The sequence below is a fragment of the Burkholderiales bacterium genome (assembly GCA_013695435.1).
GTDB lineage: Bacteria > Pseudomonadota > Gammaproteobacteria > Burkholderiales > JACMKV01 > JACMKV01.
This window is the reverse complement of sequence record JACDAM010000085.1, coordinates 1-4,013: the sequence shown is the minus strand read 5'-3', so window position 1 is coordinate 4,013 and position 4,013 is coordinate 1. Positions and strand designations below refer to the sequence as shown.

The following is a 4,013-nucleotide window of genomic DNA, read 5'->3' as shown; positions in this document are numbered from 1 at the left end:
ACAGCCGTCGATACAGTTCCTCGTTCTTCTCGACGACATACTTGGCGGCGCTGACGAACTCATCCTCGATTCGCGCGAGCTTCTCCTCAAGGCCGAGGCGGATGAGTTCTTCCGGCGTTAGGCCGAGCTTGCCAGCGGCCTCGGTCAAGCGGCTCGCGACGGATTCGTCTAGCTGTACTTCGAGTGTCTTCATACGGTCAGTCGAACTACGCGTTGACCTATGTCCTCAATCGCGGAACAGCTTTTTGGGCTGAAAGGAAAAGCTGGCGAAATGCGCCGGTGAAATCGCGTCTTCGCGCGATGGCCGCAGGATCAGCTTGTATCCCTCGGAAGACGGCTCGCGGTGAATCTCGATCGTCGAGTCATTGAGGTTGATGAGCCACACTTCGGGAATGCCGTTTTTCGCGTAGAGCGGGATTTTGATGTTGCGGTCGAAAAGAAGCGTGGTGTCGGCGACTTCGACCAGGAGCAGGACATCATCGGGCTCCGGTAACGAGGAAGCGTAGTAGTCGTCGCGCCTTTTAAGCAGAAGAAGATCGGGCTGCGGTTGGGTGTTGTCGTTGAGAACGACCGGGCTTTGACTCGTCACCAAAGCGTTATCGCCCGCTGCCAGCGTCAATAGCTTTCCGAGCACGGCTACGGCGCTCACGTGCCTGCTTCCGATTGGCGCCATATCGATTAGCTCCCCTTCGATCAGCTCGATGCGATCGTCCTCGCGCAGTATTCCCGCTTCCCCCATATGCAGAAAATCAGCGACCGAAAGGCGGTGCTTGTTTAGCGCCTGTTCGTTTAGCGCCTGTACGTTTATCCCGGTTTCGTATAGCTCGCCCATCGTTTACCTCCGGGATCGATTTTAGTCGTTTTCGAAAGCCCGCGCTGCACCGCTATTCGCTGCCACCCTCGTCATCATCGTCACCGCGGCCGCGGTCCAGCCGCAACGCCCGTCCCTGCACGGTTGCGGCCGGTTTGACATCGAGCAGACGCAGAATTGTCGGCGCCATATCGATATTTCTGACTGCGCCCAGTTTGCCGTGGCGGATGTCGGGACCAGCGGCGTAGAAAATCGCGCTCATGCTGCGCAGCTTCGGATCGTAGCCGTGGGCGCCGTAGAAATTGGGAATCGAAAACACCGGCGTCGCCGAGCTTTCGTCGCCGGCCCGCTGCACCACAGGGGTTTGCGTTCCGTCGAAGTTGTAGCCGACGCTCAGCAAGGCGTAGACATCGCCCGAATCCTGACCGATAAAGCGCGCCGTGCCACGGCCGAATTCGGCATCGTTGAGATTCGCAGGCAAAGGCCGCCGGTAAATGTTGTCGAATACCCGTTGGCCGTCGTCGTCCGGCGCGTAGCGTGGGTTGCGATCGACGAGATCGCGCAGGGCCTTGGCTACGTCCCGCTGCAGGCCCGCATACTCGGCCGGCGAAACCGTCCCGTCCGGCTCGCGCCCTTGCAGGTTGATGTAGATATTGGCGGCGGGGCCGGATGTCACCGCCCGGACTTGCTTCGCATCGAAACCTTTGCTCGTCAGATAATTATTGAGGGCGACCGCGGTGTGAAAAGGCGCGAAGCCGTGATCGGATACGACCAGCACATTGCCGCGCGGCCGGCCGTGATCGTCGACGCCGACCGCATCGATAATGCGCTGCACAGCTTCGTTCGCAGTCCGGTAAGCGATGCGTAAATACGATTGATAGCGCGCGATCTTGGCCTGATCCTGATTGGCGCCGATCGAATCCGGATCGCGCGGATCGGTTGCCTGGCGCGGATCGGTGATCAGAAACTGATGGCCGGCGCCATCCGGTTGTTCGAAATAAGTCATCACCAGATCGGCATCCGGGTTCTGCTCGATCGCGCGCAATGCAACGCGGGTCTGGTAATCCGTGAACGTGCGCACTTGATCGAGATAGATCGCTTCGAGTTCGGCATCCGGAAAATCGTCAAAGCCGGGGGAGAGCCGCTCGGGGATGCGGAAATCGGGCTGCGGCAGCCAGAAGCCGACCTGCCGGTTGATGTCATCGACGCTCGCGATCACCGGCGCATTGCGCGGAATCGCATTCGCCGAGTAGCGCGCGATGCGAACCAGCGACAAATCGGGCTTGAGCGAGCTGACATAAAAAGATGTACCCGCCCTGTTCGCGGTGCCTTCGAGGAAGAATGGGCTCGACCGCGCATCGGCCGCCCTGACAAACGCGGGCCCGGTGGCGGGCGATGTGAACGGCCCGGCCTCGATTCCGCGCGCGGCGTCGAAGAAAACCAGCGTGTCGTAATTGGTCGTCGCATCATCGCTGCTGTCGAGCGCCGCGAGCTGGATGCTGTAGCTTTGCCCGCCCGAGGTGAAGCTATCGAGCTCGCTGGTCTTTTGCAACGCTGGGCCAAAAAATTTACGACCAGCCGCGTTGAGCTGATCGATGATGGCTTGCGGCGCCGGGCCGAAGCCGCCGGCAGCGAGCGTAAAACCTTTGGCGCCGACGCCAGCGAATGCTCCGAACGGCACGGTGTAATCGACGGTGCGTTTGGCCGCCGACTGAATGATCGGGCTATTGGTCAAGCCCGGCACTTTGATGTCGAGGCCATCGCCGCCCGGAAACGTCGCGGTAACAACTTTCTTGCCGGCAGCGCGTAACGCAAGCCATAACGGCTCGGCGGTTGGGTGCTGACTTTCGGATGGCCCGTGAATGTTATAACCGCCGATCGGCGCAGCGAATCCGCTGATGTTCGACGCAAACGGGCTCGCGACCAGGTGAAAAGAGTTGGCGACGACGTCGTTTTTCGAGGCGATCGAGCCGGTGGCGATGGCGATGTGTCCTGGCGCTGTCAACGACGGCGAAACCGTGAAGTTGCGCTTCGCGGCAACGCCGCGGTTCTTGAGCAAGCCCAAGCCTTCGTTTGCCGGCAGCGAGCCCTCGGCCAGATACGATTCGACCAGCCGCGGCGTCGCGCCATCGAGCGAAATCAACACCACCTTCGGCGCGGCGTCGGCCGGCACTACGGATGCGCACAGCGCAGCCAGGACCAGCGGCGCGAAACGGAGCGGACGCGGCGTTGCGCGTATGCAATCGACCATGCGGCCGATCGCGCGATTGATCCCGCGAACCGTTGCGGGAATTTTTTTCACGGACTGGGTAGCCATGTTTCTCCTCGTTTTGGGATATGGAGTTTTATCGGTGAATGGACGCTTCATAGCGGACCACAGCGCCAACGGCGAGCAGCCTGACGCGAAGACACCCGATATCCGGCTAATCTAGACGCGTCGTTTTACAGCGCCATGACAGCGGGAGGGTCTTTGTCGGCCTCGCCCCCGATCAAGCATTCGAGGGCAGGCCGCGGCGGTGACCCGGCGACCTTCGTTGACGGCACTGGATTCCCGCTACGCGGGAAGCGGTGGTTGTCAGGCAGTTTGCGGAGATCAGTAGGTGGCCGTTGCTGCGTTACTAACCATTAGATTCATTGGCGCAGACTACCCCGGCACACTTTGCCCGAACGCTGCGGATGCGGCGCTCTCAACCAACGAAGAGGAGATTGCCATGACAACTATTTCTGCTTTCAACCGGGCGCTGTGCGGGTTTTTTGCGGCATGTCTACTGACCTTGAACGACTGTGCCACCCAACCGGCGCTGCAACAGCCGATACTTTGATGATGCAGGCTTTCCAGAATTACAAAGCCGCCTGGAATCGCCATGACGTGCCGGCGCTGGTCAACTATTATGAGCAGAACGGCACGCTGAGCAGTCCCGCAATCGGCCAGCCGGCGTCCGGTCAGTTGCTGGCGGGCTGGCTCGGCGGCTTGTTCACCGCGATTCCCGATTTCAAGGTCGAACTCGTCAGCGTGAACCCGGTCAACTATCACGCTATCGCCGAGCGGGCCGTCATCAAGGGAACCTGGACGCAGCCCTTTCCCGCCGGTCCGCTAGCCGGCGCCCAAGCCGACCGGCAAATCGTTCGCCGTTCCGCTTGCCGCGTTCTATGAGTGGAAGGATGGCAAGATCACATCGGGCACGCATTACTTCGACCAGAT

General features: G+C 60.6%; 4 protein-coding genes. 1 reads left to right on the top strand and 3 read right to left on the bottom strand.

Annotated features, from left to right (window positions below; all coding sequences use genetic code 11):
• The 3 genes from H0V78_05160 to H0V78_05150 all read right to left on the bottom strand — a co-directional run.
• On the bottom strand, positions 1–193 hold a 193-nt coding region (locus H0V78_05160), incomplete at its 3' end, for a DNA-binding protein (GenBank protein MBA2351182.1).
• A 33-nt stretch (positions 194–226) separates the two neighbouring features.
• On the bottom strand, positions 227–832 hold the full coding sequence (locus tag H0V78_05155) for a Uma2 family endonuclease (GenBank protein ID MBA2351181.1): 606 nt from the start codon (positions 830–832) through the stop codon (positions 227–229).
• 52 nt (positions 833–884) lie between these two features.
• Entirely contained in the window at positions 885–3,062 is a 2,178-nt protein-coding gene (locus H0V78_05150) for an alkaline phosphatase family protein (GenBank protein ID MBA2351180.1), read from the bottom strand.
• Between the two features lie 510 nt (positions 3,063–3,572).
• On the opposite strand from H0V78_05150, the gene H0V78_05145 reads away from it, so the two are divergent.
• Entirely contained in the window at positions 3,573–3,965 is a 393-nt protein-coding gene (locus H0V78_05145) for a nuclear transport factor 2 family protein (GenBank protein ID MBA2351179.1), read from the top strand.
• Positions 3,966–4,013: the final 48 nt, after the last annotated feature.